The following is a 25,848-nucleotide window of genomic DNA, read 5'->3' on the forward strand; positions in this document are numbered from 1 at the left end:
ATGACGAGATATTTTCAATAATAGGTTGATTTGAATTTTTCAATCGTAATAATCAAGATAAGCGCTTTTGCTGAAATTCACGGTGTGCCGTTTTCATGACAACTTCTTCTTCCCAACTCTCGTCATTGCAGGATGATATCCGTAACCGCTACGATACGCTCAGTAAGCGATTGAAGCAGGTGGCGCGCTATATGCTGGATAATAGTACCAGTATCCCTTTCGATACGATTGCTTCCATCGCTGAAAAAGCCAATGTTCCCCCCTCGACGCTGATTCGTTTTGCCAATGCGTTTGGTTTTGACGGTTTCAATGAAATGAAACAGGTATTTCGTCAACATATCATGGAGGATACGGTCAGCTATACCGAACGCGCCCGGTTATTCCGTCAGACCGCCGGTAAAGAGGCCGATGCGCCGGAAACGCCGATGGAAATACTGAGCATGTTCAGCATGGTCAATAGCCTGGCGTTGCAGCAGTTGCCGGGGCAGATCAAAGAAGAGGATTTATCCCGGGCGGTGCAACTTCTGGCGAATGCCAATACCATCTATGTTATCGGGCTGCGCCGCTCTTTCAGTCTCGCTTCTTATTTGACCTACGCCTTGCGGCATCTGGAGCGTCGCGCTTTTCTTATCGACGGGTTGGGCGGGATGTTTTCCGAACAGCTAAGCATGGTACAGCCCGATGACGTGGTGATCGCCATCAGCTATTCGCCGTACGCCCAGGAAGTGGTGGAGCTGGTCTCTATGGGAGCTAAAAGCGGCGCCAAGCAAATTGCCATTACCGATAGTCTGGTCAGTCCGCTGGCCGCATTCAGCGAAGTCTGCTTTGTGGTGCGCGAAGCGCAGGTGGACGGATTCCGTTCCCAGATCTCTTCCATGTGTTTGTCTCAGACGCTGATGCTGTCTCTGGCGATGCAAAGCGCCACCCACCTGTCCGACGATACGAAAAAAGCCAGCTGATGCCCATATGGAGCCCGGATTGATAATTAGCGCCCTTCAGGGGCGCTTGATCGGGAGCATACACGCCGCTTTAGCCTTCTGAAGGAACGGCTAAGACTCCCTGGGATACTCCGCTGAGTTGATCCAGGCATGATCCTTTTCCCAGGTGAACTGCCATTTTCGTACCGGGCCAGCCATAACATTAAGATAATAGCTATCGTAACCGGCGATGGCGGCCACCGGATGATAACCGCGCGGGACTTTTACCACATCGCGATCGTACACCGGCAAACATTCGTCAAGCGAGCGGTCATCGGTGTAAACCCGTTGCAGGCAAAACCCCTGGGCAGGATCGAGACGATGATAATATGTCTCTTCCAGATAGGTTTCATGCGCCGAATTTTCCGTATCATGCTTATGGCTGGGGTAGGAGCTGGTATCCCCTTCCGCGGTAAAGACCTCTACCACCAGCAGGCTATCCGCCGGGTCGTTTTCCGGCAGAATATTATGAACCAGCCGTTTATTGCGTCCCTTACCTCGTTGTTCCACTCCGACATCGTCCGGTGCGATCAGCCGCGCCGGTAAATCGCCGTTGCCGGGCGCCCGGCAAACCGCAAGTTCCAAATCGGTTTGCGCGATGATATGCGCCTGGTCATGGTGAGGTACGTAAACTGAATAGGGCGGTATGCGTTCAAAAGGACTCATGCGTTTGCCGATATCGCGGAATTCGGCATGACGGGTGGTGATGGTGGCCACACCTGCCACCAGTACCAGACAAAGCTCCTGGTCGCCGCTGTCGAGATCCAACGTTTGTCCTTGTTTTAGCTGGTAGGCGTCAAAACCGACATAACGCCAGCCGGCATTGGCCGGGGTAATGTGCTGGATACGTCCGCTGGCGTCTCCTGCATGGTACTTTGATAATAATGTGGTCACATCATCCTCCTGTCCAAATCAACGCTACCGCTCCGACGTCCTGGTTACGGCCCGACTAAGGCGAATGAGGGATCGTAGCGAACGTTGTCGAAATTTTTATCACCATATCTTTATGGAATAAATATTTCAAATCGATTGTTATGAAATTTTAATTTAATGCGAAGCGTCGCACAATTTTGGCGAATAACCACAAGTGAAGGAAAAAGGGGAAGGGACGGATATCGCAATTCTCACGCCGTTTCGCAAACGGGGCCGTCAAATGACGACCCCGTAACGCTTAATCAAAATCAATAATGCCGATTAGATCGTGCCGTCCCAGGAATCCACTTTTTCACGCTTACGCTCTTCCTCGTCAAACCAACGGCTGGTGACGCACTTGGTTTCGGTATAAAAGCGCATGCCGTCTTTGCCCAGACAATGAAGATCGCCAAAGAATGAGTTCTTATGGCCCGAGAAGGGGAATACGCCGACCGGTACCGGAATACCCACATTGATGCCCACCATGCCGCCGTGGGTCCGTTTCTGGAATTCCCTGGCATAATGGCCGTTCTGCGTGAAGATCACTGAACCATTGGCGAGCGGATTCCGGTTCATGACGCGCAGACCTTCTTCAAAGTCTTTCACCCGTTTGAAACAGAGAACCGGTCCGAAAATTTCCTCGGTGCCGATGCTCATCTCCTCGGTTACACGATCGAACAGCGTCGGGCCGACATAATAGCCGTTCTCAAACCCTTCTACTTTATAGCCGCGGCCGTCCAGCACCAGTTCGGCGCCTTCTTCGATCCCCTTGGTTATCCAATTTTCCACCGACTTTTTATGTTCGGCGGAGATAACCGGCCCCATATCCGTCTCTTTGCGATAGCCCGGTCCCACCTTCAGCGCTTGCGCTTTTTCCAGGACGGCCGCAATCAGCCGATCGGCGATCTCCTCCTGGACCACGATCACCGGCAACGCCATGCAACGTTCTCCCGCACAGCCGAAGGCGGCATTGATAATGCCTGCCGCGGTACGGGAAATGGGTGCGTCCGCCAGCACCAAAGCATGATTTTTGGCTTCGCACAGTGCCTGGACGCGTTTACCGTGCGCCGCCGCTTTGGAGTAGACATGCAGACCCACCGAGGTCGAACCGACAAAAGAGACGCCGTTGACATCAGGATGGGTAAGGAACAAATCGGCCTCATTGCGCGAGCAGGTCACAATATTAATGACGCCGTCGGGCACGCCGGCTTCCTGGTAGAGCTTGGCGATTTCCATACAGGTAATCGGCGTCATGCTGGCCGCTTTAATCACGATGGTATTGCCGGAAGCGATACACAGCGGGGCCATCCAGCCCATGGGGATCATGGCGGGAAAATTGAACGGCACGATACCGGCAAATACGCCTATCGGTTCACGATAAAGGGTGGTGTCAATTCCCGCCGAGGCGTCCATGAGGCTTTCACCGGCTAATAATGTCGGAATAGAACAGGCCAGCTCGGTCCCCTCTTTGGCCTTCAGCACGTCTCCCTGAGCATCGCCCCAGGCTTTGCCGTTTTCTTTGGCGACCAGCTCCGTCAGGCGCTCCTCATGCTTAATCAGCAATTCGCGAACCTGAAACATGATTTGCGCACGTTTGATCGCCGGCGTATTCGACCAGCCCGGGAACGCTTTACGGGCGGCGGCAATGGCGGTTTTCACTTCATCCTCGGTGCAGCAGGGGGCCTTGGCAATAATTTCGCCGGTGCTGGGGTTATGCACGTCCATAAAGCGGGTAGTTTTGGAATCAAGCCAGCGGCCGTCGACCAAATACTGCAATGTTTTCACTGTAGACATATCCATTCACTCCATCATTAGTAAAGCTCTCTTTCGTTTGTCAGGCGTCGTCATGCCCAACGGCTTATACCTTGGCTGCCATGCAGTCCTACTGCTTATTTAAAAATCATTACCCTCTATTTTTTTGTCCGGCTGACTGGCGGATCTGGTTTACCTTTTTATCGGTTTTGTTTTTTGCCGGCCGGCAGGACGCCGTCATTACCGCCGATGATGCTTTTTGGCGCGCTGGCAACAGGGCGCCAAAAAGGTAGAGGTATCGCGGGCTACTGACGGCATTATAGGGTTGTAATGTTTTATAAAAACCAATTTTAGAATAAAAATTCTATTTGTGGGAGGTTGATCAAAAAAAATGAAATTTCCATTCCCTGACGCGTTCCAGTGAATAGGAAAAACGTGATTTTTTATAAAATAGACATATTAAACAGGGTATTAAAATAAGTTAGCGTATTTACTTATATTGAACTGTTCGATTACTGTTTTTTTTAATAATGCTGAATATCATCAAGTTATAATGAAATGGTCATATAGAGGCTATCAGCTCCCTACATTTTGTGAGGGAGGTTTGTTTTAACATGATTGAAAATGAAATTTTTATTCCTCATAATGTTCCCAAGCTTTTTATTGATAAGGGGACTACACATTATGGGTACAGCGCAGCAGCAAAAGACGCTTGATGTGATTTGCATCGGGCGCATCGCGCTCGATTTGTACGGACAACAAATCGGCTCCCGACTGGAAGATATGACCACCTTTGCCAAATACCTGGGCGGATCGTCGGGAAATGTCGCTTATGGCACGGCGGTCCAGGGCCTGAAGTCCGGCATGCTGGCGCGGGTGGGTGACGAGCATATGGGCCGTTTCCTGCGCGAGGAATTACAGCGCGCCGGCGTGGATACCCGTTACCTCATTACTGACAAAAATCGGCTGACGGCGCTGGTGATTTTAGGCGTAAAAGATCAGGAGACGTTTCCGTTAATTTTCTATCGTGATAACTGCGCGGATATGGCGCTGAGCCCCGATGATATAAACGAGGACTACATCGCTTCCAGCCGGGCGGTGGCGATAACCGGCACCCATCTTTCCCATCCCAATACCCGTGCCGCGGTGCTCAAAGCGCTGGAGTACGCTAAGCGCCACGGTCTGCGCCGGGCGTTGGATATCGATTACCGGCCGGTGCTCTGGGGCCTCACCGCCCTTGGGGACGGCGAGACCCGTTTTATCCCTTCCGAGCGTGTTACCCGTGAATTACAGGAAGTGCTGCACCATTTTGATTTGATTGTCGGTACCGAAGAAGAATTTCATATTGCCGGCGGCAGCACCGATACGCTGACGGCGCTGCGCAATGTCCGTCAGGTTAGTCAGGCGACCCTGGTTTGCAAGCGGGGAGCGCAGGGATGTTCGGTATTTGAAGGGGAGATCCCGGCCAGTTGGGATGCGGTGGCGCTCTACAGCGGTGTCCGGGTGGAGGTGCTGAATGTGCTGGGGGCGGGAGACGCCTTTATGTCCGGCCTGTTGCGCGGTTATCTCAACGACGAGGGTTGGGAACAAGCCTGCCGTTACGCCAATGCCTGCGGCGCGCTGGTAGTGTCCCGCCACGGCTGTGCGCCGGCGATGCCGACTCGTCTTGAACTGGACGACTATCTGTTGCGTGAGAAATCGGTGCCGCGGCCGGATAAAGATGTGCAGTTAAATCATCTGCACCGTGTGACCACCCGCAAGCAGCAGTGGCCCGAGCTATGCGTATTTGCATTTGATCACCGCAAACAATTGGCGGACATGGCCCATGCCGCCGGGCGGAACGAGAACGATATCCGCCAACTGAAACTGTTGTTATTGCAAGGGGCTCAAGCCGCTGCCGCCGAGGCGGGGTTGAACGCTAATAGCGGTATTCTGGCGGACACGACATACGGCCAGGCTGCCCTTAACGACATCACCGGGCAGGGATGGTGGATAGGTCGCCCGATAGAGTTGCCGGGTTCGCGGCCATTGCGTCTGGAACATGGCGATATCGGCTCGCAACTGGTGAGCTGGCCGCTGGAACACGTGGTGAAATGCCTGGTGTTTTATCATCCCGGGGATAGCGAGGCGATGCGGCTGGAGCAGGAGGCGCTAATCTCCGAGGTGTATCATGCCTGCTGCCAGTCCGGCCACGAACTGTTGCTGGAAGTGATTTTGCCGAATGACAATCCGGACCGGGACGAAAGTCACTACGGACAAATCCTGTCGCGCTTTTATGCGCTGGGGATCCAACCGGACTGGTGGAAGCTGCCGCCGCTGTCACCGGCGGGCTGGCGGGATATCGGCCAGATCATCGAACGTCATGACAGCCACTGCCGGGGGGTGCTGATCCTGGGGCTGGATGCGCCGGAAGCCACCCTGAAAACGGGGTTCGCGGCGGCGGCGGATGCACCGTGGGTGAAAGGATTCGCGGTAGGGAGGACGATTTTTGGCGAACCAGCCACTAAGTGGTTCAGGGGCGAGCTGGATGATGGTCAAGTGGTAGAGGAAGTGAAACAGAATTTCCTCAGGCTTATCGGTTACTGGCGAACTTATCGTCCTGCAACTCGCTGAAAACGACCGCAACGGCATGTCTTTGCGCGGGGGGAAATGACCGTCCCGCGCAATCATTCACGATGATGCCGGGTTCCTCTTTCACTCCAGCGTAATTGCTTTTAGCTACTGGTTTCGAATAGTTTGATCTCGTTCTCAAAATAAAATTATTTTTCCATAAAGTAATTTTATGAAATTTTAACGCGTATATACTCATTTCATACTTCAATTCGGGACAGGGCAGGATCTTGATCAGGTACTGGAGCAAATGTTGGATGGTGATTCACACTGGCAGCCGGCATCAGCACTGTTAAAGGTGAAAGTTCTACCGAAAACAATGATTCACGGTTATTTCAATTGATTGAATGTCGGCGGTATTAAGGTTTCTGATTCCGGGCGTATTCAGGCCGGGCGTGTTGACTGTCTGGCGAATATGGAACGATGAAATTGTGGGGTCAGAATAATCATACTTTTTATGGAATTAATTTTTTATTGTGAGGATCATCATGTTGAAAATTGCATTATTAGGAGCAGGCCGTATCGCCAAGATCCATGCTAATAATATCCATGCTCATCCTGATTCAATGCTGTACTCCGTTTCAGATATCAGCGCCGAGGCCGCCCGGTCTTTGGCCAGCGAATATCAGGCCAGGGTTCTCACCGTCCAGGAAGCGATAAACCATCCTGAAGTGGATATTGTATTAGTCGCGACATCGACGGAGACCCATGCCGAGTTCTCTTTGCTGGCGGCTAAAACCGGCAAGGCGATTTTCTGTGAAAAGCCTATTGATTTGAATATCGATCGTGTGAAAGCGTGTGTGGCTGAAATCAACCGGCTCGGAGTGCCTTTCATGATAGGTTTCAACCGCCGTTTCGATCCGAATCATGCACATCTGCATCGTGCTTTACGTACGGGTGAAATCGGTGAGTTGGAACACCTGCAAATCAGTTCCCGGGATCCGTCCCCGGTACCTGATGATTATCTGGCGGCATCCGGCGGGATGTTCAGGGATATGACCATCCATGATTTTGATATGGCGAGGTTCCAGCTTGGCGAAGAGCCCGTCTCCGTCTCGGCAATCGCATCCGCACTGGTCAGTCCTGCGGTAAAAGCGGCGGGTGATATCGATACGGCAGTCATCACATTGCAAACCGCCTCAGGAAAGATTGCGGTGATCAATAATAGCCGGCGCTCAGGTTACGGCTATGACCAGCGGATTGAAGCCCATGGTCAGAAGGGGGCTTTGCGCGTTGATAACGTTCCCACGACGACATTGGTTAAACTCACCGAAGAAGGCGGCGTACAGGCGCAGAAACCTCTGCACTTTTTCCTTGAGCGCTATCACGATGCATTCAGGGAAGAGTGGGATGCATTTATTACTGCCGTCAAGAACAAAACACCGGTTCCCACCACAGCCAGCGACGGTTTGAAAGCATTAATGCTTGCCGAGGCGGCGATCGAGTCGCTGAGAACACAGAAGGTCGTTAACGTCTCATTAGAAGGGGTTTAACATAAGATTGGGTATCATAGCTTCAGCAAGCTTTCAACGGATGAGGTGATTGAAAAACGCCACGGAACCCGGTGGCGTTCTAACGCGTTGAACCTGGCTCTCTGACTGGACGATACCCAAAGAGCCTGATTTTATCCGCCCGGTTAGCTTTTTTCCTGCTCAGCCGCCGGTGCGCGTGGCGCTCCATTGCGTTCCGTCATCCGCCGTTCCTTTCATCGTGTCGCCGTCAACCTGGCCGGTGTATTGTCTGTCACCCACGTTGAAGGTAATACCGGCGCCGTTAAGCCGGGCATCGCTGATTGGCGTTGAATTTTCGCCACGGCGCAACGTGCCTGATAGCATCTGGAAAGACTGCGTGAAGGCCAGGTCGCCATTGTCCAGGCGCCAGGTTCCCTCAACGTTGGCCGGGACAATCCATTTGTGCGCCTGGCAAAAGCTGGCACACCCCTCATGTACTGCGGCCGTCTCATCGGGCAGCCAGTCTTCCATCATAAATGAGTTGGAGACCACCCGCGTGCCCGGTTTCATCGCCAGTAGCGTTGGACGTAGCTTGAGATTAAGCTCCGGCAGCAGAAAGAGCGTCACTACCGTGGCGTCGGAAAAGTCCGATTCAAAGATATCGGCCTGTTCGAAGGTGGCGCGTTCGGCCACGCCCTCGTTCGCCGCGGCACGTTTCGATAGCTCAACCAGATCGGGATTGTACTCAATGCCATGCGCACGAGTGCCGAGCTTGGCCGCCGAGATGACGGTTCTGCCATCACCCGAGCCCAGATCGACAAGATAGTCGTCCGGCGTTAATTCAGCCATCCTGAACATCATATCAATCAGCGCCTGATCGGTCGGCACCCAGACGACATCCTTGCCCGCCTGACCAACTTGTGGTTTGTACTCGTTATCGGCAACGGGTGAGGGCGCGGCAGCCCAGGCGGTATTCAACATTATCGCGCACAGGGCGGCGGCGAGAAGAGAAGTAAAAGAGGTTGTCATTGTGAGTCTCCTGGTTGAGGATTGTCATTAGAACAAGTCAACGCCCGCACGGCATCCTGCCGTTCAACGTCATCTTCATCATCTTTTTTGCAGAAGAAAAGAATCGGCATGCCCGCCGCGAGCACCGCCAGGCCAATCAGGGCGGCCACGCCGGTGTAGGTAATGCTGGAGTACAGCATGTAGAGGCAAGTGATGCAGAAAATGAGAGGAGTAATAGGATAAAGCGGTACTTTATAGTGCAGCACACGTTCCGGCCTGCGCCAGCGAAGTACGAATACGGCAATGCCGGTCAGCAGAAAAAAGCCCCAGAACACTGGCGCGGTGTAATCCACCATAGCTTTAAAGCCCTCCCGGGTGATGGCGCCAACCAGAATCAATACCAGCGCCACTATGCCTTGCATGATCAATCCGTTGGCTGGCGTTTTGCCCCGTCCGTTCCATACGCCGACCCAGGGCGCCAGCGTCAAATCACGCGCCATCGCGTAAAAGCCGCGGGCTCCGGTGAATATTGTGGCATTAAGCGTCGAGATGGCGGCGATCACAATCGCCAGGCTGACCACAAGCTCTCCTGAGGGGCCGGCAACCATACGCATCATGTCGGCCGCCACGGTATCCGATCCGCGCAGCCCTTCAAGCCCGAGTATTGAGAGCAATGCCAGATTGGTCAGCACATACAAGGTCACCAGCACCGTGGTGCCGAGAAGTAGCACCTTGGCAATGTTGTGTGGCGCATCCTTGAGTTCACCCGTAAGATAGGCCGCTTCGTTCCAGCCGCCATAAGTGAGCAGGACGAAGATCATAGCCATCCCCAACGCGCCCGCCTCCGGCGGTATTGCAGGAGAGTTGACGGGTACCGGTTCGGCTGAACCGAATAATCCGAACAGGATTATCAAAACCACCGCGCCGATCTCAATCAATGTCACCACGATCTGTAGGTTTTTACCTTCAATCGTACTGACAATATTGACCGCAGTTAGCATGATTATCGCCACGGCGGCATAGATTTCCGGCCCATAAGGACCAATAGGAACCATCTGTGCGACATAGTCGCCGAGCACGAACGCAACGGCGGCTATTGCGCCGGTTTGAATCACCGTACAACGCGCCCAGCCAAACATCATGGCAACAGGTTTGCCATAAGCCCTGGACAAAAAATGATATTCTCCCCCCGCATGCGGGTGGGCGGCGGATAGCTCGGCGTAACAGAATGCGCCAATAAGCGTTACCAGCCCCCCGGCCACCCATACCAAAATAAACATCAGCTCGCTGCCGACATTGCCAGCCACCAGCGACGGTGTGCGGAAAATGCCGATACCGACCACCAGACCGACCATGATTGTTACCGCATCAAACACCGATAGCAGGGATTGGGGACCCGCTCGACTTTCCTGGGACATTATTCAACTCCTCATGTTATTTACCTCGTTGATGAACAGACTTGAGTATCTGAGCTTCATACCCGGATATGACGAGTGATTTTTACGCAACGGTTTCCCATGTATTTATCGGCTCTGAATACTATCGACTCTGAATACTCTGGGCACTGAAGCAGTCGTATCGGACTGCTTGATTTCCATTGCGAAGAACAGGACGTTGCATTAATTGCATCAGTGGCTTCATCCCTACTATATTGAAATCTGTTTATTTTCTGGGATAAAGCAGGCTATTGGCATTCGTTTTCTTCTTTGAAAACGGTGTCCAGGGACAGGGGCTTTTCTAATCAACGCGCCGGCCGTTGTAAGGTTTACGAATAAGATATTTATTCATCGTTATCGCCCCGTTTGACTAAGGAAAAACATGATGGCGTTACTTTATAATATTAATCTTGTCATTATGCTGACAGCAGGCTGACATGACTGTCAGGAATTGCTATTGACTGGCGGATCATTCAGGGCAGAACCGGCGGCAGCGCCTCGTTCTGTGGTCACAACGTTCGCGGTGCCTGCTTCGGGGACCATCGCCAGTGAAAAGCCGAAGGTATTGATTCCGTCCCGGCTGCTGGCAAAAACCTCACCGTGATGCATCAGCGCCACCGCACGTACAATGGATAACCCCAAACCATGGTGCACATCGCTGCGCGTACGGGAGGAGTCCGACCGATAGAAGCGCTCGAACAGGCGCGCCAGATGTTCTTCAACGATGGGATCTCCCTCGTTGGCCACGGCGATATGGGCGAAGCCCCGCTCTTGTTTGAGCAGGATAGTTACATTGCTCTCAGGGAAGGCATGACGGGCGCTGTTTTCCAGCAGATTGGCCAGCGAGCGGTGAAACAGCCGACGATCGATGCGCGCGCGCACTTCGCCGTTAATCTGGATGGTCAGTGATTTTTCTGCAAACGAGGGCTCCACGTACTCCACCGTCTTGAGACTTTCCTCACGTAGCGACACTTCGCTCAGTTGCGTGGCGTACTGGCCGGCCTGGGCATGGGACAAGAACAGCATATCATTGACGATGGAAGCCATACGCTCAAGTTCTTCCAGATTGGATTGCAACAGTTCCTCCAGTTCGTGCAGGCCGCGCTCCCGCGACAATCCCAACTGGGTCTGGCCGATCAGGTTGGTCAGCGGAGTGCGGAGTTCGTGCGCCACATCCGCATTAAAACTCTCCAACTGGCGCCAGGCTACCGCCTGACGGGCCAGCACGCCGTTAAACGATTCCGCCAGTTGTTGCAGTTCGACCGGCAGTGCGGCGGTGTCCAGGCGTTGGTCGTGGTTCCCCGGCGACAGGTTCTGCGCCTGCCGACTCAGGCTGTTGATGGGTTTCATGCCGATGCGCGTGATGGCGAACCCCAGCAGCGCCACCAGCAACACGCCCAGGACGGTGATCACAATCAGCGCACGGGTAAATTCCGCCAGCGTGCCCAGATAGGGAGCGGAATCAATCGCCACCACGTAGCGCAGGGCAGGGCGATCGCCCTGCGACGGGATGATGGTCGTCAACAGGTAAAGGCTGGTACCGTCCTTGCCCGAGGTCATGGAATAACCGTTGGCCAATTGTTCCCAGGAGATACCTTCAGGGGAGTGTCCGCCGACCTGGTATAGCGGCGTGTCGCTCAGCAGCCAGTATTTTACTTTGCCGCCTTCGGCGGTGGTCAGATTGCTAAACTTGCTGCGGACCATTTGCCAATCATTCCGCGAAGTGAGCGACTTCAGATAAGGCGTCATCAATGATTGGCGGAACTGGAGTTCATTATGTACTTGATTGATCAGTGATTCATTTAACGAATGGCGCAGCAACAGGGCATACGCTGAAACAATCATGACCGCGCCCAGGGCGAACATCAGCGCCAGCCGTCCGGAAATGGATAGTTTCATGAGGTCGGGATCCGCTGTTCAACCTGGGGGCTCGATCGGTTTTCAAGCACATACCCCATGCCCCGTACCGTATGCAGTAACTTAACCTCGAAGGGCGCATCCACTTTGGCACGCAATCGCTTGATAGCCACCTCCACCACATTGGCGTCGCTGTCGAAGTTCATATCCCAGACCTGCTCGGCAATCATCATTTTGGATAAAATTTCTCCCTGATGACGCGCCAGAAGGCTCAGCAGCGAGAACTCCTTGGCCGTCAGCTCAAGACGTTCGCCGCCGCGCGTGACCCGGCGCGCCAGCAGATCGACATGCAGATCGTCAATCTGGAGTTGCGTCACGTCGGCGCCGTCGCTTGGCCGGCGGCGCAGCAGCGCCTGAATGCGCGCCACCAGCTCAATCAGAGAAAAGGGTTTCGGCAAGTAGTCGTCGGCGCCGCGACGCAGCCCCTTGACGCGCTCATCCACCGAACCGCGAGCCGACAATATCAGCACCGGCGTCTGTTTATTGATACGCAGTCCTTCCAACACGCTGTAGCCGTCCTGGCCCGGAAGCATCACGTCCAGGATCACCGCGTCATACTCGTACTGTACCGCCAGATGTAACCCTTCCACGCCGTCACTCGCGACATCCACCGTAAAGCCCAGTTCGCTCAGCGCGCGATTGATATAGGACGAGGTTTTTTCTTCATCCTCCACCAGTAGTAATCGCATGTTATCTTATCTCCATCAGGCTCTCCCCCGGTCCGCCATTCACGCCTTCTGTCAGTGTAGCCGCTAATCACCAACGTCAGACTGACATTTTCCTGACATTCCTGTCAGAAAACGCCAGAGGCCACCTGGAAAAGGTCCCTGTCGGGTCACGAACTGACGCGAATGAGATCTGCGTCATGATTGGCAGGAAAGATCAGAGCGCCTTTCTCTGTTACCTGAAAAATATGGGATAGCTCTTTCAATAAGTAGAACAAAAACAAATCGGGTTTTTCTGTTGAGTGACAAACCCAGTACAGGAATGACTGATACAGCGAAAACTGCATCAGAGGAAGGTAGAACAACCGAATTTACGGTCACGATATTATTAATGTGTGAGATTATTCACATATTAGGACACTATAAAGGATTACAAATAATGGTACTTCTCGGTACCGTTATTTTTTAGCTGTTGGCGCCGATTCTTTCAATCCGGAGGGTCCAGGCAATAATGCAAAAATCAATAAAAGCATCCCAAAAAATAAAGACATGTACAAACGGAAAAAAAAGTTATAAGAAAATCATCCTACTCTCTGCCGGTATAGGCCTGGTTTCGCTATCCGCGACAGGATATGCTGCCGAAAATAAAACCTGTGAGGATCTGGTAAAGTCTGGATTTCCTGATGCAAAGATAATTTCAGTTCAGACTATCGAAGCCGGAAAATTTAAAATCCCTGATAGTCCTGGGCCGATGGTTGAATTACAGAAACTTTCAGGAATCAATGCCGAGGGACAGGCACAGCTTGGGCCGAATCCGGCTTTCTGCCGTGTTAAAGCAAATATGAAACCCGCCATAAACTCTGATATTAATATTGAAGTTTGGTTGCCATTGAAAGAATGGAACGGCAAATTGTTGAGTGCCGGAAACTTCAGCTGGGGCGGCTATTTTATGTATCCGGTCATGATGAGTGGTCTTGAAAAAGGCTATGCCACAGCCAGTACTGACACGGGACATGATGATGATAACCCGGAACAAACTGGTGGCAAATTCATTCCCGGACACCCAGAAAAACTTATAGATTATGCCTACCGGGCACACCATTTGATGGCCGTCAATGCCAAAGAAATCATCCGTTCATTCTATGGCAGGTTGCCCGATAAGTCTTATTGGCTTGGATGTTCTCTTGGTGGGATCGAGGGATTAATCGAAGCCCAGAATTATCCGGAAGATTATGATGGTATGGTTATTGGCGCACCGCCAAACCCGTTGTTGAATTTTAATGCAGCACAGCTCTGGCCTATGTGGCTTATTAATCAGAACCCGGCAATGAAAATGTCCAAAGAGAAATTTGAACTAGTGCATAATGCAGTACTGAAGCAGTGTGCCACTCCAACAGGACAAAAACAGGGATTTGTGGAAGAACCGGATAAGTGTACATTTGAACCCAAACAACTATTGTGTAAGGCAGAAGACAATAATAATTGTCTGACTAAAGATCAGATTGCCTTTATGGAAAATATGTATAGAGGCCCAGTGAACCCCCGCACCGGTGAGGTTATATTTAAAGGACCTGCGAAGGGAAGTGAGCTTGAGTTTATGAGTTTCGCTCAGTCTCCAAACAAACGTGCGCTTGACCTTTTCAAATACGCAGTATATGAGGATGAAAACTGGGACTGGAGAACTCTGGACTGGGATAAGGGGATTGAATTCGCAAAAAACAAATTAAATGGCAAACTCCGGGCTGGGACTGATTTAAAGGGATTTTTTGACCGTGGAGGGAAGATGATTATGTTCATTGGATGGAATGATTACCATAATCCCCTAGACCTTATCGATTATTATAAACAAATGTTAAAAACCTCCGTACCATCTTCAGCCGATCCGGCCAGATTATTCATCTCTCCTGGGATGGCCCACTGTCAGGGCGGAGATGGTTGCGATACCTTCAATAAAATTGGAGCGCTTGATAAATGGGTTGAACAAGGCATTGCACCTGAACGTCTTGATGCATCACGAGTGGTAGACGGAAAAATTGTCAGAACACGACCGCTGTGCGCATGGCCTAAAGTCGCGGTATACAGTGGCCAGGGAAATGAAAATGAAGCAGCAAGTTATAAATGCGTTAACTAGCCGTTAGGATAAATACTGATACGGTATAGATAGCACCTTATACCGTATCAGTAACGTTTTCCCAGATTAAAATAGCTTATGAGGCAGGAACTGAAACATTGTGATTTATCCCTTTTAAAAATATCAATAAAGCTTTTGCGATATGTTTTTTTCTGGTAATCAAATCATCGTGACCACTACGCGGCGGCGTTAATGCTCCGAAAACGATATTCATCAGCATGCCTGCGTAGATATTTAAATCGTCCTGCTCATGAATACTTATTTTTCCCGCTTGAACCTGCCGCTCAATCCACTGTATTAATTGTTCGCGAGGATTGAAAACTCCGCGAGAGTAGAGCCGACTGGTCATCTCCGGGGATTCAGCTGACTCTCTTCTGAAATATTGTAAAAATAGGATTCTCTGTGCTTCCTCTTCACTATCCAGATCAAGTCTGAATATCTTTACCAGCGTATCAAATATAGGTAAATCTTCATCATCAGGTCGGGGAAGGTCGACTAAATATTTTTTATTTTTTTCCATCACAGCATAATAAATGTCATCTTTAGTTTTAAAAGAATCGTAAATCGCGCGCTTGGAGACCATTGCCTTAGATGCGATCATCGTTGTTGTTGTACGATTAATACCATGTTCGATAAAAAGTTTTTCGGCTGATTCCAAAATAGCAGATCTCCGAATTTTTTCTTTATCATTTTTAATTTTATTTTTTTCTGAAATATTCATCTGAATGTCTTTCATAATGTGATCTCCTTCTTAATTACCTCATTTTTCGCTTAAATGATTTGACAAAAAACCATCAAAAAACAAAAATGGGTACTAATTAGTACCGTCCTGTCACAAGGCCCTTCATCCGTTGTTACAGGATATTATTATTTCGTATTGACCAGGGAAACTATAAGAAAAGATGTCACCTAATCAACCAATATTTTCTTAAAATCGTCTGGCATCCATTTTGTCAGTCAATTCCAGTTTTCAGATGAGGTAACAATATAGATACGAAACCGACTTCTTGATTATACAATTTAACTTAGCGGAATTCCAGTGGAAACGCTTCCATCTGGATTAATCATCTTATTATCTTTAAAAATTAATAATAACGGATCTAGTTTATGGAAAAATCAAAAATGCGAGCTCCTCTGCTGTTAGCTTTTCTATGTTCTAGTGCCTGTTTTGCGGGTGTTACGTTCGACACACCTCAGGGGAAACTGAGCATCGGAGGTAACTTTGAGTTTAACATCGACGCCGCGCATATCAATAAAGATACTACCTCAGGGGTTGATGCTTACAATAACAGTGGGCGCGTTGAATTAAATATTAATGGTGAACATGAGCTTGAAGATGGCTATTATGGCGCGTTCAGTTTAAATCCTGGATGGCAAATATATGGTGACTCAATTAATGATCAGTGGATGGGAGTTGGTAAGAAAAATGACTGGTTTTTAAAACTAGGGCATTATCTGGCTTATGATGTCGCCCCTGTCGGTACCGCACCTGGAGATGACACCTGGGTTGGTGGATATGAGATGTATACCGTGAACGACGCACGAGGACGTTCAAATAACATGGTAACGCTCAGTAAAGATGTCAATCAGGCCTATTATGAACTGACATTTGTTTATGAAGATGATTTCAGCGACCATCAGAGCACACTTACCACTATGCCAGGTCAGGCAGTTTCAGGAAACTATCTGTATGATGGTTCTGGAATAACAATCAACAAAAAAAGAGATCCGTTAGTAGCCCGCCCGGTAGCTGCATATAATGGAAAATTATTACAGGCTGCTGTCGGAGGCGAATTTAGTATGGTAACCGATGCCTATGAAACTAATGAAGGCGTTCCATTATCTAAAAGGAACGGGGTTGGTGGTTATGTATCCACCAATTTAACTGATGACTTAAGTGGTTTAGTGAGGGTTGCATATCTTGATGGTGTTGCTCATACACAATACACGCTCGGCGCCGGACTAAAATATAAAAATATTTATCTTGGTTATTTATATGGACATGAAAATGTAGAGAAGAGTGATGTGCTGGGTATTGCAAATAACATGCAGGCAGATGCTCATGAAGTTTATATCTCCAGCGTATGGAAAGACCTTCTGGGTTTAAGCAATGTGGAGTTTCATGCGGGGGGGTATTGGTCTCAGGTTCTTGCTAATGATTCGCAGAGCAGCCCTCTCGCCAAGCCAACCGATTTCGGAACCCGAGTAAGGATTAAATACTGGTTCTAATCTAATTATCAATATAAGTTTAAGGAACTTATTATGCATGATATTACACAGGGTAAATTACCTATGGGAAAAATATTGCTCCTCGCAACTGTACTCTATTCAGGTACGATAACATTCGTATCAGCGACCGAGGCAGGGATACTGAAGGTTGGTGTTGTTAAAACGGATATAACACCGCGAACCCTCACAGATATGAATCCTATGGGGGGTGATTTTAAAAAAGTCCATGACCCAATTAATATGCGCACACTTCTGGTTGAAAATGGCAAAAATAAAGTTGCTATTATTTCCCTGGATGTAATTGAAGTCGGTGACATGGTTCCTGTTCGCAAACGCATCGAAAGGGAACTCCACATACCATTTTCAAATATAATGATCGTTGCCACACACGATCACAGCGCTCCTCGTGTAGGTCATGTTTCTCCTGGCGCGTTAGCACACGAAGGTACCGAAACATCAAATACCTGGACCAACTGGCTGTACGATCAGATGATTACCTCGCTTAAGCAGGCTCAGGAAAAGGCGGTACCGGCGCGTTTTGGTGTGGCAAAAGGTGATGTTGACGTCAATATCAACCGAGACGCATACTCCTCAGGGAAGTGGGATATTGGGTATAATGCCAAGGGGCCATCAGACAAAGGCATATGGGTTATGAAGTTTGAAAACCTTGCCGGTCAGCCGATTGCCATACTTTCAAACTATGCAGTGCATTCTGTGGTATCAATTGGGATTAAACAAGTCAGTGGGGATTTAGCTGGTTTTGCGTCTAACTATGTTGAAAAACAGTTCGGTGATAGTGTGGTTTCTTTATTCACACTCAGTTCAGTTGCAGATCAAAACCCTCGCATTTTTAATCCGTCTCAAAAAGATACCAACCCAAATGATGCTGAATTTGCATGGCGGGCGATTGATGCGCAGGGCACAATGGTTGGAAATGAAATTGTAAGAGTGGCAAATAACATCCACGATATGACCGGCGATGTCAAAATCGTCGCTCAGGAAAAAGTCGTCAGTTGTCCGGCGCAACAGGGTACAGATGTAATGTCAAACATGAATCAGAAAAAGGTGGATAATGTCGATCTGAGACTTGGTTTGATTATGCTTAACAACACTGCGCTTACAGGAGTATCAGGAGAGGTTGTAACAAATATTGCGTATCACCTTGCAGAAAAATCACCTTTAACAAATACGATTTTAGTATCAATAGCCAATGATCGTGTTGGTTATATCCCGGATGACGAAGCCTATGGACGGCCAATTTTTGCAGTAAAAGGAAGTCCTTTCGCACAGGGCTGTGCCGAAAACGCTATTGTGGATAATTTATCATCCATGATCAGCGCTACGATTAAAAAATAGTTTTCAGAACTTTGTATAATTAAGTAGGGTAAGGGTTTCAGTTTTAAAGATCTTCGCTAAAAGGAAGTTAATACTGAGCCATTACCTTACTACTTTATATATGAAATACTCTTCTCGTATTACCTGGAGTATTTGTATGCGAAATGGCATTTTTACTTTTTATCAAATCATCGATTTTATCAGCTCGCGATTTTTCTGCTCGACGGGCAATCCGCTTAAGGAGCTAACGTCTCGGACGAAAAGCCGGTCAGTTCAGCGGCCGAAGCGTACGACACGGCGCCGTCCTCCTGCATTACTCTGGTAATCAGTTGTTCAACCTCAACGCCATGCCCGGTCAAATTTCGTCGCGCCTTGGTAATAATCTCCGCGTCGGTCATCGGGCGTTCGGCGCTGCCCAGCGGTTTGTCGCGTTCCTGCACTGCGCTTTCGCCGTGGCGATGCGTAACCACGACGCGGGCGCCGGGCTGGCGTGCCGAACTATGCATGCGCTGGACAAATTCGGGGGCGATAACGGCCGTCACTTTATCCGCCAGCGTCTGTAACGCCTCGCTTTGCATGCTCTTTTCCGTATACCAGTCGGCGCCGGGCGGCAGGCCGCCAGCTACCGCCGCCAGCGTCCACGGCAGGCTGAACTGTGCGTCGGTTGCCGTGCGAGGCCGGTAGTCCATCATATCGTCGACCAGCCGCGGGAAGGTCTGTACCTCAATGGCGCGGATATCCGCCGCCTGCCAGCCGGTCTCCTGCATAATGCACTCCATGCATTCCAACGCGCAGGCCAGCCAGCGGCAGGCGGGATAGCGTTTAAAGCTGCCGTAACCGGCGTACCAGTGGCTGCCGAGATTATCGGTCAGAATTTCTGGCGCGAAGCGGTCGGAGCCGATCATCCGCCAAAATCCCTGCTCGCCGTCGAGCACGTCAAGACCGCCGATCAGGCCCTGCTGCGCCATAATGACTGCTTGCACCGCCGCCTGCGCCGCTGGCGCCACGGCATCTTTGAGCGACAACAGCGGCCGCTGTCGCCAGTTGTACTGATGCAGGCTGGGCAGCGGCGTTAACACGGCGGCCAGACCAACGGCCTGATTCAATTGCTCCGGACTCAGGCCCAGTAGCCGACCGGCCACCAGCGCCGCGCCGATCGCCTGATGCTGCGCCACGCCGTACACCTGATTGAAGCGTTCAGCCGAGGGTTGGATGGCGTGGATGAGACGATTGTTCACTTCGAAGCCGGCGGTCAGGGCGTTAATCAGCGCGTCCTGACTCACCGGCGCCGGGTGGAGATCAAGGGCGGCCATCGCGGCGGCGATAAGCGTTGCGCCGGGGTGACCGAGTCCTTTACCGTCGATCTCCACGCCGTCATCATGGTCCAGACCGTTAATGACGGCGGCGTTACCAAAGGCGGCCGCCAGCGGGCTGAAACCTGACTCGCCGAAGACGGTGCAGTCGCCGTTTCCGCCGAATAGCCGGGCGGCATGGATAACCGGCCCGCTGACTTGGTGCCGACTGGCCGCCCAACCGCAGGCGAGGGCATCCAGCAAATGTAGTCGGACTTTGCGGCGGATGGCGTCAGGGATAGCCTGCGCAGATAAGGAGCCGGCAAAATTCACCAACTGGCGTGTTGCGGAGAGATTCATGATTATTCAACGTTTAAAGTAGCGGGTGCGGATCCTGCGCTCGGCATAGCTTGCCAGCAGTGACAGCGGAAGAATGGTGACGACGAAAAACAGCGCCACAAAAGTCAGCGTTTCCAGCGGCCGGAAGGTGGCGGTACTCAGTCGCTGCCCCTGATAGAGGATCTCGCCAGTCGCGATATAGCTTGCCAGTACCGAGTTCTTTATCGACATCACGCACTGACTGACAAATGCAGGCAGGATGCGCAAAAAGGCCACCGGTGCGGTAATTCGAACCAACACTTTCAGCGGCGACATCCCGACCGACAGGCCCGCCTCAATAAGCCCGTGATCGACCGATTGCAGACCCGAGCGAAATATCTCGGCGAAAAACACGCTGCCATATAGCGAGATAGCCAGCACGCAGGTCAGATACGATGAGAGCGTCAGGCCGAACAGAATAGGCAGACAGTAGTAGGCCCAGACGATAAGCACCAGTGGCGGAATCGAACGCACAATCTCAATCACCCCCTGGGTAGGCATGCGGATCGCCGCCCTGGACGAGCCGCGCAACGGCGCAAGCAGGGCGCCGCCAAGAATACTTAACGTGACCGAGGCCAGAACGATTTTAAAGGTGGTGAATATCCCCTCCAGCAGAGCGTCGTGATATTGCCACAGTATTGAAAAATCCCAGTGATAAGCCGGCATTAGCGCAGATCCTCCGCCGTCACGCCGGACAGCGCCATAAAGTGGCGTATAGGCGCATTGTACGGCCGAGACCAGATTTCACGCGGGGTCGCTTCTTCCACCAGCCTGCCGTTTTCCATCAACAGCAGACGGCTACATACTTGCAGGGCAAAACGCATTTCATGGGTAACGACCATCATGGTGGTGCCGCCGACCGCCAGTTCGGAGATAACCGCCAGCACTTCCCCGACGGACTCCGGATCGAGCGCCGAGGTGGGTTCGTCAAACAGGATCACACGTGGCTCCATCGCCAGCGCACGGGCGATGGATACTCTCTGCTGCTGTCCACCGGAAAGTTGAAGCGGAAAGTCGCCGGCTTTTTCTGCCAGCCCCATGCGCGTGAGCAGCGCCATCGCTTTCTCCGTTGCATCCTTGCGCGTCATGCCGAGTACCTGTGTCGGTCCTTCAATAATGTTTTGCAGCACGCTGCGATGTGGCCACAGATTAAAGTGCTGGAATACCATGGCCATTGATGCGCGTTGACGCGCCAATGTGCGTTGTTTTACCGACTTTCTCTGCGCGCCGTAAAATCCTATCTCTTCCTCGCCCAGCCAAATGTGTCCGCTGTCCGGAGTCTCAAGCATATTCAGGCAGCGCAGCAAGGTGGATTTTCCCGCGCCGCTGCGGCCAATGATGCCTATCACCTCCGAGGGGCGAACCTCGAAGGAGACGTCATCAATGATTTTAGTACCCGAGAACGATTTGCCGAGTGCGTCAACTTTGAGTAGCGGTAATGAAGACGGTTGGCTCATCAGGGGTGGTTCGCAGGGTGAGTGTATTTATGCCAGATATTTTTCAGCGTCCCGTCTTTATCCAGCTGCTCAAGCCGACCATCCAGCCACGCCTGTAGCTGCGGACGATCTTTACGCAGGCCCATATTGGTTGCCTGCTCTTTGACCGGCTGGGGGATTATCATCGTGCCCTGATGACGCTTCTGAATATATTGCGACATCTGTATATCGTTGGTGACGATGGCATCGGCGCGGCCGCTCTCCATCTGCAATTGCATGTTGTCGCTGTCGGGAACGATAATCCATTGTGCTTTGTCCAACTGCGGTTGCAGCAGTGTTACCGCCGCCGAGCCGTCAATCGCGGCGAGCCGGGTCTGTGGGTTATTTATTGTTGCCCAGGCCTCATACTTTTTGGCGTCTTTCTCCAGCGTCAGTACGCCCATCTGGTGAGAGCCCATCGGGCGGGTAAAATCGACGGCTTTGGCTCTTTCCGGAGTGTTATTAAAGCCGCCCAAAATATCGAAACGGTTGGACTGCAAACCGGCCACGGCAGTGCCCCACTGGGTGTCGACGTATTCGATTTTTATATCGGTATCTTTAAATATCGCCTGTACGACGTCGGGCACCAGACCGGTCCACTGATTGGTCAGCAGATCTTTCTGATACCACGGTGGCGCGTTGACCGCACCGACGCGCACGACATGATCTGGCAAGATAGCATTGATATTGTCCTCGGCTTGCGCCGGAGCCTGAGTTAAGAAAATCCCTGGTATCAGCAACAATGCCGACATCAAACGTGATGCGAAAAATTTCATTTTATTCCCCTGAGTGAATATAATTACATATTCTATAACCCTGGAAGCATGCATTAAAAATGCATAATCCTGATATCGTTATCTGGAAAATGGCAATGACCCCCAAACAACTTGAAGTCTTTATCAGTGTCGTTCAACTCGGTTCGGTGACCGCGGCGGCGGCGCAGTTAGCGATGTCCCAGCCTTCGGTGAGCAAGAGTCTGGCGCTTATCGAGCGGCAGATGGGTTTCAGTCTGTTTGAACGGCATAAGGGGAAAATGCAGCCGACTCCTGAAGCCAGGGAGCTGTATAAAGAGGCATTGCGCGTGCATCAGGACAGGCTTCGTTTCGATCGCTTCGTTGACCATATTCGTCAGTATCGCGTCGGGCAGTTGCGGATCTGCGCCACGCCTGCGCTGGCGCTAAATATTTTGCCTCTTGCGGTGGCTCGCTTTCGCCAGACCTTCCCGGATTATGGCGTGGTGGCGGACATGTGCCTGAATAATGAAATTGAAGCGGCGGTGGAGGGGGGACGCTACGATCTCGGCTTTATGGTCAAGCCCGGCCACGAGACGGAGGATAACCGGCTTGCCGTCAGCCGGGGCGAAATGGTGTGCGTGCTGCCCGAGCGGCATGCGCTGGCGCAGCAGGCTGAGGTCTGTTGGCAGGATATCTCGCCGCGTGAACTGGTTTTTATCACCACCGATGCGCGGCTGGTAGCCATGATTGCCAGACAGGTGCCGGAGTTCCGTCAGCGTCAGGTGGCGGCGATAGAAACCAACCGTTACAGCATGGCGATTAACCTGGTCAGACACGGTAGCAATAGCGTCACTATCGTTGACCGTTTCTCTCTACAGGGGATCGATACTGCCGGGCTGGCGGTGCGGCCGTTCCGTCCCGCATTGCAGATTTCGGTAGTGGCGGTGACCGATGGGCACAGCGTCATGTCCCAGCCGGGCGAGGTGTTTGTTAACCTGATGACGGAATTAATGGCGGAAACCGCCGAAATATAAAAAAACAAAAGCCCGCTTAAGTTTCCTAAGCGGGCTTTTCCGTAATCGGGCCGGTTGATTAGGGAAGGGGGGCAGCTTATCTGTTAATTTCTCTACCGTGGAAAGCGTCTCGCCGTTGTTAATTCTTTCATATTCCAATGCGCGGATTTATCAATTTGATGAGACAAGAGTGGCGAGGGTGGATTATGAAGAAACCGAATGCTTCCGTTTGATGCGGGATTTCCTGAATAATTATGACCGGCGGTTACAACAACTGCTGGATTAACGACAAGACTTTCCCTAACTTCCTTTACTTAACGATAAGCCGCCGGGAATCCGACGGCTCGATTTTATGTGAGGTGTGCTGTTTACTGGGTGTTTTTATCGACGACGAAATCAAATTTCGTCAGGCCGACGCTTTGCGCACTGGTCATCACAAAGGATACGCGGCCATATTCCGATGCCTTATCGGCGTAAATACGTAAGTGGGGCAATTGTGGTCGTCGCGCCGTTTCTTCCAGCCGGGATTTCAAGGTAGCGTCATCAACGGGCTGTTTATCCCAGGAGATACTGCCGTCGGCCAATACTGAAATATCAATGGATTGAGGATCCTTTTCCAGCACACTGGCGTTGGCCTTGGGCAGATTGACTTTTACCGCGTGGTTTATCACCGGCAGGGTAATCATAAATACAATCAGTAGCACCAGCATGACATCAATAAACGGTGTCATGTTGATATCGTTGACCAGCGTCTCTTCATCGCTTTCAAACGGCGAGTTGCCTGACATGCTCATTATCCGTTTTCCCCTCTGATTCTTGACATTACACGGACTGGCCAGCGCGAAACGGCTGGACGCGATGGGTCGTTACGGCGTCGGCCGCGCGTAGCTCGGTAACATCGGCGCTGGTAATGCGCGAACCGGTGAGGTAATAGGCATGCAGATCGTGGGCAAAGCGGGCGATGGCATGTTGCAAAGTGCGGTTGCGCCGGTTGATGGTGTTAAAACCGAGCACTGCCGGGATGGCTACGAACAGGCCGAACGCCGTCATGATCAGCGCCTCGCCGACCGGGCCGGCGACATGGGCCAGATCCGGCTGTTCTACCATACTGATGGATTGCAATGCGTGATAAATGCCCCATACAGTACCCAGCAGGCCAACAAACGGCGCGGTGCTACCGATGGAGGCGAGGATCCCCAGACCCGATTGCAGACGCGCGCTATTATCGTCAATGCTGTTTTTCAGCTCGCGCGCCAGCCAGTCGCTGATATCAAGATTATTACTGATGCCAGCCTCAATATTGTACTGGTGGGACATCGCCGCATGGCCGGCTATCGCCAGATCGCGAAATGGGTTATTACTGCTATTGCCCAATGATTCGATGGCGGCCGGCAGCGTTTTTTCGCTCCAGAAACGGTGCTTAGTGCGCAGGGCGATTTTGCGTAGCCCTGCGCCCTGTATGCATTTAATCACAATCACCGACCAGGACATCACGGACATGACCAGCAGGACCAGGGCCACCGAGCGGGTGACGATATCACCCTGCTGCCAAACATGCTCAATGCCAAACTCATTCATTTTGCTTCCTCGATTATCAATAAACGCTATCGGTCATGGTCATCCACCGCCAGGTGGGCTAACGGGATAATTTAAACGTGACGGGTTGTACCGTCATAACGGAAATCGCCTGGCCGTTTTCCAGATACGGATTACAGCGTATGCCGGAAACCGCCGCCATCGCCGCCTGATCAAGATCCTCATGACCGCTGCTGCGGGCGACTTCGCTACGCCCCAGCGTGCCGTTGGCATTGATCGTCAGACGGATCAGGACCTCGCCTTCCTCGCGCAGCCGTTTTGCCTTGCGGGGGTAGTCGGGCGCCGGCACCATGCAGCCAACGGTAGAAACCATTTTCGGCGTGGCGTTGGGCGCGCTTTTCAGCATCTCGCCTTTGGCCGTCGCCGGGATCGCTGTCTTATCGGCGACCCTGGCGTTTTGCACCGGCGAGGATTTTTCCTCGCTCACCGGACGGGGAGCTTCACGTACAGGCTTGGGCTTCGGCTCGATTTTGGGTGTAGGTTTGGGTTTCGGTTTTGGCTTTGGTTGTATCGGCGGTGCGGCCGGCGCAGGCATTGGCGGCGCCGGCTCGCTTTGCGCCACTTCGCGTTCGCTATTTTCCGCCGTCAACAATGCCGGCGTCTCGGTGGCGGCCTGGGGTTGCGGCGGCGGTTCGGGTTGTGGCATTTCGACCATCGTCACTTGTACACTGGTTTGTTCGGCGGGATTGATGATGTCTAGCGGCCGGTATTGTGTGGTATGGGTAATCGCTGCCCCAATCAGCGCCAGATGAGCCAACGCTACCGCTGTAATCGCCAGCCTTGGCAGGCGATCTTTTTTCACCGCCGCAAGCCCGGTTGGCAAAAGCATGGCGGGCGCGGCGCTTTCCGGCACTTCAATCCTCTCTTTCAATATCAGGTGCTGTGCTTTCACCACTACCTCTCGATAAATCCTGACTGCCTTAACCCACATGATCCG

General features: G+C 51.7%; 21 protein-coding genes. 7 read left to right on the forward strand and 14 right to left on the reverse strand.

The features are described from left to right. Positions 1-95: 95 nt before the first annotated feature. Complete coding sequence (locus tag DDT52_RS02060; protein WP_136154885.1) at positions 96-959, forward strand: MurR/RpiR family transcriptional regulator; 864 nt, start codon at positions 96-98, stop codon at positions 957-959. A gap of 90 nt (positions 960-1,049) precedes the next feature. Here the strand turns inward: DDT52_RS02060 and iolB are convergent, their stop codons facing one another. Together iolB and DDT52_RS02070 are read right to left on the reverse strand one after the other, a co-directional pair. Continuing rightward, positions 1,050-1,871, reverse strand: a complete 822-nt coding sequence (gene iolB / locus DDT52_RS02065) for a 5-deoxy-glucuronate isomerase (protein ID WP_136154886.1) — start codon at positions 1,869-1,871, stop codon at positions 1,050-1,052. 300 nt (positions 1,872-2,171) lie between these two features. Continuing rightward, positions 2,172-3,683, reverse strand: a complete 1,512-nt coding sequence (locus DDT52_RS02070; protein WP_109053444.1) for a CoA-acylating methylmalonate-semialdehyde dehydrogenase — start codon at positions 3,681-3,683, stop codon at positions 2,172-2,174. 642 nt (positions 3,684-4,325) lie between these two features. Here DDT52_RS02070 and DDT52_RS02075 point away from each other — a divergent pair. Both DDT52_RS02075 and iolG read left to right on the forward strand, forming a co-directional pair. Further along, entirely contained in the window at positions 4,326-6,254 is a 1,929-nt protein-coding gene (locus DDT52_RS02075) for a bifunctional 5-dehydro-2-deoxygluconokinase/5-dehydro-2-deoxyphosphogluconate aldolase (protein ID WP_136154887.1), read from the forward strand. A 485-nt stretch (positions 6,255-6,739) separates the two neighbouring features. Continuing rightward, complete coding sequence (gene iolG, locus DDT52_RS02080) at positions 6,740-7,744, forward strand: inositol 2-dehydrogenase (protein WP_136154888.1); 1,005 nt, start codon at positions 6,740-6,742, stop codon at positions 7,742-7,744. 159 nt (positions 7,745-7,903) lie between these two features. Here the strand turns inward: iolG and DDT52_RS02085 are convergent, their stop codons facing one another. The 4 genes from DDT52_RS02085 to DDT52_RS02100 all read right to left on the reverse strand — a co-directional run bounded on the left by DDT52_RS02085 (position 7,904) and on the right by DDT52_RS02100 (position 12,752). Then, positions 7,904-8,731 (reverse strand): SAM-dependent methyltransferase, encoded by an 828-nt coding sequence (locus DDT52_RS02085; RefSeq protein WP_136154889.1) that lies wholly within the window; start codon positions 8,729-8,731, stop codon positions 7,904-7,906. Continuing rightward, a complete protein-coding gene (locus tag DDT52_RS02090) occupies positions 8,728-10,128 on the reverse strand; it encodes an APC family permease (RefSeq protein WP_136154890.1) in 1,401 nt (466 codons plus the stop codon). The genes DDT52_RS02085 and DDT52_RS02090 overlap by 4 nt, the downstream gene beginning before the upstream one ends. A 462-nt stretch (positions 10,129-10,590) precedes the next feature. Next, positions 10,591-12,045, reverse strand: a complete 1,455-nt coding sequence (locus DDT52_RS02095; RefSeq protein WP_136154891.1) for a heavy metal sensor histidine kinase — start codon at positions 12,043-12,045, stop codon at positions 10,591-10,593. Continuing rightward, positions 12,042-12,752, reverse strand: a complete 711-nt coding sequence (locus tag DDT52_RS02100; RefSeq protein ID WP_136154892.1) for a heavy metal response regulator transcription factor — start codon at positions 12,750-12,752, stop codon at positions 12,042-12,044. Before DDT52_RS02100 ends, DDT52_RS02095 begins: the two co-directional genes overlap by 4 nt. Positions 12,753-13,239: 487 nt before the next feature. On the opposite strand from DDT52_RS02100, the gene DDT52_RS02105 reads away from it, so the two are divergent. Further along, entirely contained in the window at positions 13,240-14,859 is a 1,620-nt protein-coding gene (locus DDT52_RS02105) for a tannase/feruloyl esterase family alpha/beta hydrolase (protein ID WP_136154893.1), read from the forward strand. A gap of 76 nt (positions 14,860-14,935) precedes the next feature. Here the strand turns inward: DDT52_RS02105 and DDT52_RS02110 are convergent, their stop codons facing one another. Beyond that, positions 14,936-15,595 carry a TetR/AcrR family transcriptional regulator gene (locus DDT52_RS02110; protein ID WP_136154894.1) on the reverse strand — a complete coding sequence of 220 codons (660 nt, stop codon included), beginning with the start codon at positions 15,593-15,595 and terminating at the stop codon, positions 14,936-14,938. Between the two features lie 371 nt (positions 15,596-15,966). Here DDT52_RS02110 and DDT52_RS02115 point away from each other — a divergent pair, with 371 nt between their 5' ends. Together DDT52_RS02115 and DDT52_RS02120 are read left to right on the forward strand one after the other, a co-directional pair. After that, on the forward strand, positions 15,967-17,088 hold the full coding sequence (locus tag DDT52_RS02115) for a carbohydrate porin (RefSeq protein WP_136154895.1): 1,122 nt from the start codon (positions 15,967-15,969) through the stop codon (positions 17,086-17,088). Positions 17,089-17,121: 33 nt separating this feature from the next. After that, complete coding sequence (locus tag DDT52_RS02120) at positions 17,122-18,444, forward strand: neutral/alkaline non-lysosomal ceramidase N-terminal domain-containing protein (protein WP_136154896.1); 1,323 nt, start codon at positions 17,122-17,124, stop codon at positions 18,442-18,444. A 215-nt stretch (positions 18,445-18,659) separates the two neighbouring features. Here DDT52_RS02120 and DDT52_RS02125 read toward each other — a convergent pair whose 3' ends face one another. From DDT52_RS02125 to DDT52_RS02140, 4 genes are read right to left on the reverse strand one after another with little or no spacing between them, the layout of a single operon-like run. After that, a complete protein-coding gene (locus tag DDT52_RS02125) occupies positions 18,660-20,075 on the reverse strand; it encodes an MmgE/PrpD family protein (RefSeq protein WP_136154897.1) in 1,416 nt (471 codons plus the stop codon). Positions 20,076-20,081: 6 nt separating this feature from the next. Next, positions 20,082-20,759, reverse strand: a complete 678-nt coding sequence (locus tag DDT52_RS02130; RefSeq protein WP_136154898.1) for an amino acid ABC transporter permease — start codon at positions 20,757-20,759, stop codon at positions 20,082-20,084. Then, entirely contained in the window at positions 20,759-21,550 is a 792-nt protein-coding gene (locus DDT52_RS02135; RefSeq protein ID WP_136154899.1) for an amino acid ABC transporter ATP-binding protein, read from the reverse strand. The genes DDT52_RS02130 and DDT52_RS02135 overlap by 1 nt, the downstream gene beginning before the upstream one ends. Then, on the reverse strand, positions 21,550-22,344 hold the full coding sequence (locus DDT52_RS02140) for a substrate-binding periplasmic protein (RefSeq protein ID WP_048639500.1): 795 nt from the start codon (positions 22,342-22,344) through the stop codon (positions 21,550-21,552). Before DDT52_RS02140 ends, DDT52_RS02135 begins: the two co-directional genes overlap by 1 nt. 95 nt (positions 22,345-22,439) lie before the next feature. Here DDT52_RS02140 and DDT52_RS02145 point away from each other — a divergent pair, with 95 nt between their 5' ends. Further along, positions 22,440-23,336, forward strand: coding sequence for a LysR family transcriptional regulator (locus DDT52_RS02145; RefSeq protein ID WP_136154900.1), 897 nt, complete (start codon positions 22,440-22,442; stop codon positions 23,334-23,336). A 347-nt stretch (positions 23,337-23,683) separates the two neighbouring features. On the opposite strand, the gene DDT52_RS02150 is transcribed toward DDT52_RS02145, so the two are convergent. The 3 genes from DDT52_RS02150 to DDT52_RS21355 are packed head-to-tail and all read right to left on the reverse strand — an operon-like array spanning position 23,684 to position 25,842. Next, positions 23,684-24,109: an ExbD/TolR family protein gene (locus tag DDT52_RS02150; protein ID WP_183092144.1), complete on the reverse strand. Its 426-nt coding sequence runs from the start codon at positions 24,107-24,109 to the stop codon at positions 23,684-23,686. Positions 24,110-24,137: 28 nt separating this feature from the next. Beyond that, positions 24,138-24,893 carry a MotA/TolQ/ExbB proton channel family protein gene (locus tag DDT52_RS02155; RefSeq protein WP_048639498.1) on the reverse strand — a complete coding sequence of 252 codons (756 nt, stop codon included), beginning with the start codon at positions 24,891-24,893 and terminating at the stop codon, positions 24,138-24,140. 58 nt (positions 24,894-24,951) lie between these two features. After that, positions 24,952-25,842 (reverse strand): energy transducer TonB, encoded by an 891-nt coding sequence (locus DDT52_RS21355; protein WP_281728894.1) that lies wholly within the window; start codon positions 25,840-25,842, stop codon positions 24,952-24,954. Between the last annotated feature and the right edge of the window lie 6 nt (positions 25,843-25,848).

It is taken from the genome of Brenneria roseae subsp. roseae, assembly GCF_003115845.1.
Lineage (GTDB): Bacteria > Pseudomonadota > Gammaproteobacteria > Enterobacterales > Enterobacteriaceae > Brenneria > Brenneria roseae.

Coding starts and splice junctions, on each gene's coding strand:
- DDT52_RS02060 (WP_136154885.1), top strand. CDS start 96: ATGACAACTTCTTCTTCCCAACTCTCGTCATTGCAGGATGATATCCGT.
- DDT52_RS02070 (WP_109053444.1), bottom strand. CDS start 3,683: ATGTCTACAGTGAAAACATTGCAGTATTTGGTCGACGGCCGCTGGCTT.
- DDT52_RS02075 (WP_136154887.1), top strand. CDS start 4,326: ATGGGTACAGCGCAGCAGCAAAAGACGCTTGATGTGATTTGCATCGGG.
- iolG (WP_136154888.1), top strand. CDS start 6,740: ATGTTGAAAATTGCATTATTAGGAGCAGGCCGTATCGCCAAGATCCAT.
- DDT52_RS02085 (WP_136154889.1), bottom strand. CDS start 8,731: ATGACAACCTCTTTTACTTCTCTTCTCGCCGCCGCCCTGTGCGCGATA.
- DDT52_RS02090 (WP_136154890.1), bottom strand. CDS start 10,128: ATGTCCCAGGAAAGTCGAGCGGGTCCCCAATCCCTGCTATCGGTGTTT.
- DDT52_RS02095 (WP_136154891.1), bottom strand. CDS start 12,045: ATGAAACTATCCATTTCCGGACGGCTGGCGCTGATGTTCGCCCTGGGC.
- DDT52_RS02100 (WP_136154892.1), bottom strand. CDS start 12,752: ATGCGATTACTACTGGTGGAGGATGAAGAAAAAACCTCGTCCTATATC.
- DDT52_RS02105 (WP_136154893.1), top strand. CDS start 13,240: ATGCAAAAATCAATAAAAGCATCCCAAAAAATAAAGACATGTACAAAC.
- DDT52_RS02110 (WP_136154894.1), bottom strand. CDS start 15,595: ATGAAAGACATTCAGATGAATATTTCAGAAAAAAATAAAATTAAAAAT.
- DDT52_RS02115 (WP_136154895.1), top strand. CDS start 15,967: ATGGAAAAATCAAAAATGCGAGCTCCTCTGCTGTTAGCTTTTCTATGT.
- DDT52_RS02120 (WP_136154896.1), top strand. CDS start 17,122: ATGCATGATATTACACAGGGTAAATTACCTATGGGAAAAATATTGCTC.
- DDT52_RS02125 (WP_136154897.1), bottom strand. CDS start 20,075: ATGAATCTCTCCGCAACACGCCAGTTGGTGAATTTTGCCGGCTCCTTA.
- DDT52_RS02130 (WP_136154898.1), bottom strand. CDS start 20,759: ATGCCGGCTTATCACTGGGATTTTTCAATACTGTGGCAATATCACGAC.
- DDT52_RS02135 (WP_136154899.1), bottom strand. CDS start 21,550: ATGAGCCAACCGTCTTCATTACCGCTACTCAAAGTTGACGCACTCGGC.
- DDT52_RS02140 (WP_048639500.1), bottom strand. CDS start 22,344: ATGAAATTTTTCGCATCACGTTTGATGTCGGCATTGTTGCTGATACCA.
- DDT52_RS02145 (WP_136154900.1), top strand. CDS start 22,440: ATGACCCCCAAACAACTTGAAGTCTTTATCAGTGTCGTTCAACTCGGT.
- DDT52_RS02150 (WP_183092144.1), bottom strand. CDS start 24,109: ATGAGCATGTCAGGCAACTCGCCGTTTGAAAGCGATGAAGAGACGCTG.
- DDT52_RS02155 (WP_048639498.1), bottom strand. CDS start 24,893: ATGAATGAGTTTGGCATTGAGCATGTTTGGCAGCAGGGTGATATCGTC.
- DDT52_RS21355 (WP_281728894.1), bottom strand. CDS start 25,842: ATGTGGGTTAAGGCAGTCAGGATTTATCGAGAGGTAGTGGTGAAAGCA.